Here is a 4,646-nt window from a genome sequence, read left to right on the forward strand (position 1 = left end):
CCCGCCCCGCTGCAGGTGGCCCTGCAGCATGGCGCCAAAGTGCTCGCTGTAGCGCCGACTGATCTCACGCAACTGCGGCCCCGTGGGGACCAGCCAGCCGGGGATGACGACCACATCCAGCGGCTCCGAGCCCAGTTCCGCGCCAGGCACTGGCGGTGGGGTGGCGTCGCGCTCGTGCGGCATCTGCAGCCACAACCAGCGCACCACGGGCTGCGCGCCCCCGGGGCGCATCGCCGCCAGCATGTTCATGGCGCGCAGAGCGTCCACCGCAGCGGCGGCGGTGCTGGCAATGCTGCCGTGCCCCCAGAGGATGCCCACGTTCAGGCAGGACGGCAGTGCAGTTTTGGCAGTGGGCATGGTGGCGATCTTGCCACCCTTTGTGGCCAAAACGCCACCGCTTCTCGGTGTTACCGGGCAGTAGCATGACCGTGCGACGACAGCGCCCCGCAGCCATGGCCCTGCGCTGCGGGCCCACACAAACGGAGACACCCACCCATGCACGAACCCTCAACCCATCGCGGCCTCTCGATGGCCCTGACCACCCTGGGCGCGGCCTGCACCGCCCTCTTTCTGGCGGGCTGCGCCAGCCAGCCAGGCGCTGCACACGCAGATCGCAGCGTGACCATTGAGCGCACCGCCTACGGCATTCCACACATCACCGCGAACGACCCCGAATCGCTGGCCTACGGCGTGGCCTATGCCTACGCGCAAGACAACGTCTGCATGACAGCCGACCAGCTCGTGACCGCGCGCGGCCAGCGCAGCAGCACCTTCGGCGCCCAGACCATCGGGCTGCTGGGCCGCCGCTACATCCCCAATGCGCAGATCGACCTGTTCATGGCAGCCCACATGGACGACGCCATGCTGGAGCGCGCCTGGGCCAAGACCAGTGCCGAAACGCAGGCCCTGGCGCGTGGTTATGTGGCGGGCTACAACCGCTTCCTGGCCGACAACGCCGCCACCCTGCCCGATGCCTGCCGGGGCAAGCCCTGGGTGCAGCCCATGACCCTGGCCCAATACCGCCGCATGGCCGAGGTGGTGGCCGTGCAGGCCGGTATTGCCGCGCTGGCCGATGGCATGCTGAGCGCCCAGCCTCCCGCCGCCAAGGCCGCGCAGGCGCCCTCCTCTGACGTGAACCTGGCCGATGCCGCGCAGGCGCTGCGCGACGTGGGCCTGCTCGACTCGCCCCTCGGCTCCAACGCCTGGGCCTTTGGCAAGGACGTGACGGCCAACGGCAGCGGCATGCTGCTGGGCAACCCGCACTTCCCGTGGAGCGGCCCCAACCGTTTCTATGAAATGCACCTGACCATGCCCGGCCAGATGGACGTGATGGGCGTGGGCATTGGCACCTACCCCATGGTCTCCATCGGCTTCAACAAGGACGTGGCTTGGTCACACACGGTGTCCACCGGCAAGCGTTTCACCTTCTACGAAGTGACGCTGGCCGAGGGCGACCCCACCACCTACTTGGTGGACGGCAAGCCCGAGAAGATGACCGCCCGCAAGGTCAACGCCCAGATCCCCGGCCCGGACGGCAAGCTGCAGACGCAAGAGCACACGGTGTGGTCCACCCGCTGGGGCCCGCTGGTGGTGGTGCCCCGCGCGGGCCTGACCTGGAACGCCAAGACCGCCTACGCCCTGCGCGACGCCAACACTGGCAACACCCGCATGATGGACGCGGCCCTGGCCTTTGCCCGCGCCCGCTCGGTGCAGGACCTGCACAAGGCGCACGCCAACCTGGGCCTGCCCTGGGTGAACACGCTGGCCGCCGACCGCAGCGGCCAGGCCATGTATGCCGACGTGAGCGTGGTGCCCGATGTGGATGCCGTCCAGCTCGCCCGCTGCGCACCCAGCCAGCCCGCCGCCGCGCTGCGCGCCGCTGCCGGCCTGGTGGTGCTGAACGGATCACGCGCTGACTGCGACTGGCGCCGCGACAGCGCATCGCCCGTGCCGGGGCTCATCCCCATCGGCCGCATGCCCGTGGCCTTCCGCACGGACTGGGTCCACAACAGCAATGACAGCTTTGTCTACACCCACCCCGGCCAGAAGTTTGAGGGCATCTCGCCCCTGGTGGGCGACGCCAGCCTGACCCGGCCACGCACCCGCGCCGGTCTGGCCGAGATTCCTGAAATGCTCGGCCGGGGCAAGGTCACGCTGCAGGCCATCCAGGGCCAGTTGTTTGAGAACCGCAACTTCATGGCCCAGGTGGTGGTACCCGACCTGCTGACCGCCTGCGACAAGGCGCCCACGGCCGAATCGCGCGACGGCTGTGCGGCCCTGAAAGGCTGGGACCGCCGCAACAACGTCGATGCCCGCGGCGCCCATGTGTTCCGAGAGTTCTGGCGCACTGCGCGCAACATCCCCGGCGTGCACCGCGTGCCCTTCGACCCTGCGCAACCCGTGGCCACCCCTGCAGGCCTGAAGATGGAGGACGCCGCCACCGCCGCCAAGGTGTGGGAGGCGCTGGACGGCGCCGTCAAGGCCATCCGCACCAGCGGCTACACGCTCGACGCCACGCTGGGCAGCGTGCAGCGCCCCGCCATCACCGAAGAAGCGATTGCGCTACACGGCGGCGAGGAGTTTGAAGGCGTGCTCAACAACCTGGGCCGCCAGGAGCCCGCACCCATCAACAAGGCAGGCTTGCGCATCGACTACGGCACCAGCTATGTGCAGACCGTGACCTTCGACGCCAAGGGCCCAGTGGCCCAGGCCATCTTGACCTATGGCCAGTCCACCAACCCCGCATCGCCCCACGCCAACGACCAGATGCGCGAGTTCTCGGCCAAGCGCTGGCACACCCTGCCCTTCCACCGCGACGATGTGGTGAAGGCGCGCGTGGGCGAGCCGCTGCGGCTGGTGCGGCCTTGAGCACCTGCGAGCACCGCCTTTTTTACAGGGCGGTGCCTCGCAGGTCCAAGGCCACATACTGCAGCAGCATGATGGTCTTGCCGTCCTGGATCGTGCCGTTGGCAATGCCGGCCAGGGCGTCGGCCAGCGGCATCTCGATCACCTCGATGTCCTCGCCCTCTCCCTCCAGGCCGCCGCCGCTGCGGATGCGGTCGCCCGGTTCGTACTCGGCCACGAAAAAGTGCAGCTTTTCCGTCACCGAGCCAGGGCTCATGTAGGCCTCGAACACCTTGCGCGGCTGGCGCACGCGGTAGCCGGTTTCTTCCTCGGCCTCGCGGCGGATGCAGGTTTCGGGGTCGTCACCGTCGAGCAGGCCCGCGCAGGTCTCGATCAGCAGTCCGTCAGCGCAACCGTTGAGAAAGGCGGGCAGCCGGAACTGGCGCGTCAGCACCACGGTGCTGCGACGCGGGTCGAACAACAGCAGTGCGACGCCATTGCCCCGGTCGTAGGCCTCGCGGCTCATCGTCTGCCATTGGCCGTCGCGCCTGCGCAGCGAGCAGGTGACCTTGCGCAGCACGTACCAGTTGTCGGAGAGCACCTGCACATCCAGCAGCTTCACATGCTCGGAGCGGGCGTTCAGCTCAGCGATGGGCACATCGGGCACAGGGCGGCTCATGCAATGCCCCCCGCCGGCGGGCTTGGGTAGCGACGCACGGCAAGCGCCAGCGCGAAGGCAGTGTGGTCGGGTAATGAGTGCATGGTTTTGACAAGATTGATTTACGCAATATCATGCACAAACATGCAAATTCGTGCAATCAATTCGTGTAACCCTTCATGCTGACCACCCAACGCAAACAGCTTCTGCTCAACCGCCTGCGTCGGGACGGCCAGATCGTGGCCAAGGCCTTCAGCGAGGAGCTGGGCATCTCGGAAGACACCGTGCGGCGCGACCTGCGCGAACTGGCTGCGGAGGGCCGCTTGCAGCGCGTGCACGGCGGCGCCCTGCCCGCCTCGGCCGCAGTGGGCAGCTTGCAAGTGCGTGAGCAACTGGCCCCCGAAGACAAACGCGCCCTGGGCCGCGCCGGGGCCGCGCTGGTGTTGCCCGGCCAGGTGGTGATCCTGGATGGGGGTACCACCTCACTGCAGGTGGTGCAGCACCTGCCGCTGGACTTGCGCGCCACTGTGGTCACGCACAGCCCCACCGTAGCGGTGGCGCTGGCTGGGCACACGCAGGTGGAGGTGCTGATGCTGGGAGGCAGGTTGTTCCGCCACTCCATGGTGAATCTGGGTGCCAGCGTGGTCGAGGCCGCAGCCCAGTTGCGGGCCGACCTGTACCTGATGGGCGTGACCGGCGTGCATGCCGAGGCCGGTCTGACCACGGGAGATTTTGAAGAAGCCGCTGTCAAACGCGCCCTGCACCAGCGGGCGGCAGAAACGGTGGTGCTGGCTTCGCTTGACAAGCTGGGTACGGCATCGCCGTTCAGTGTGGCCCCCTTGCACGAACTGGCCGCGCTGGTGGTGCCTGCCGCCACACCGCAGTCACTGCGCAAAAAGCTGCAGGCCGGTGGCGCCAAGGTGGAGATCGCAGTGGCCTGATCAGGCAACTAGGCAGTGGCGGCGCCAGCGCCCTGGTGCAGGTGCGCGACCAGCGCCGCAGCAAAGCCCGTCAGCACCGCCCCCTTGCGCACGCAGATCTGCAGGTCGCGCTGCGCCCAGGACTCGTCCAGCTCGACCAGCACCGGCGGCTCGCTCAGGCCCGCCACCTGCAGGGCTGCTCCCCGGGGCACCAGGCCAATGCC

At 68.3% G+C, this 4,646-nt stretch carries 3 protein-coding genes and 2 pseudogenes; 2 read left to right on the top strand and 3 right to left on the bottom strand.

Features of this window, described 5'->3' with window-relative positions; translation table 11 throughout:
- Positions 1-357: pseudogene (locus DBR23_RS31030) on the bottom strand (AraC family transcriptional regulator); the annotation flags it as partial.
- Positions 358-495: 138 nt separating this feature from the next.
- Here DBR23_RS31030 and DBR23_RS18565 point away from each other — a divergent pair.
- On the top strand, positions 496-2,868 hold the full coding sequence (locus DBR23_RS18565; protein ID WP_108499199.1) for a penicillin acylase family protein: 2,373 nt from the start codon (positions 496-498) through the stop codon (positions 2,866-2,868).
- Positions 2,869-2,890: 22 nt separating this feature from the next.
- Here the strand turns inward: DBR23_RS18565 and DBR23_RS18570 are convergent, their stop codons facing one another.
- Positions 2,891-3,523, bottom strand: a complete 633-nt coding sequence (locus tag DBR23_RS18570) for an NUDIX domain-containing protein (RefSeq protein WP_108499200.1) — start codon at positions 3,521-3,523, stop codon at positions 2,891-2,893.
- A 158-nt stretch (positions 3,524-3,681) separates the two neighbouring features.
- Here DBR23_RS18570 and DBR23_RS18575 point away from each other — a divergent pair, with 158 nt between their 5' ends.
- Positions 3,682-4,443, top strand: coding sequence for a DeoR/GlpR family DNA-binding transcription regulator (locus DBR23_RS18575; protein WP_108499201.1), 762 nt, complete (start codon positions 3,682-3,684; stop codon positions 4,441-4,443).
- A gap of 8 nt (positions 4,444-4,451) precedes the next feature.
- Here the strand turns inward: DBR23_RS18575 and DBR23_RS31035 are convergent.
- Positions 4,452-4,646, bottom strand: a pseudogene (locus tag DBR23_RS31035) (LysR family transcriptional regulator); the annotation flags it as partial.

The organism is Acidovorax sp. HMWF018 (genome assembly GCF_003061035.1).
GTDB lineage: Bacteria > Pseudomonadota > Gammaproteobacteria > Burkholderiales > Burkholderiaceae_C > Acidovorax > Acidovorax delafieldii.

Excerpts from the sequence above, each read along its gene's own strand:
- DBR23_RS18565 (WP_108499199.1), top strand. The coding sequence starts at position 496 with ATGCACGAACCCTCAACCCATCGCGGCCTCTCGATGGCCCTGACCACC.
- DBR23_RS18570 (WP_108499200.1), bottom strand. The coding sequence starts at position 3,523 with ATGAGCCGCCCTGTGCCCGATGTGCCCATCGCTGAGCTGAACGCCCGC.
- DBR23_RS18575 (WP_108499201.1), top strand. The coding sequence starts at position 3,682 with ATGCTGACCACCCAACGCAAACAGCTTCTGCTCAACCGCCTGCGTCGG.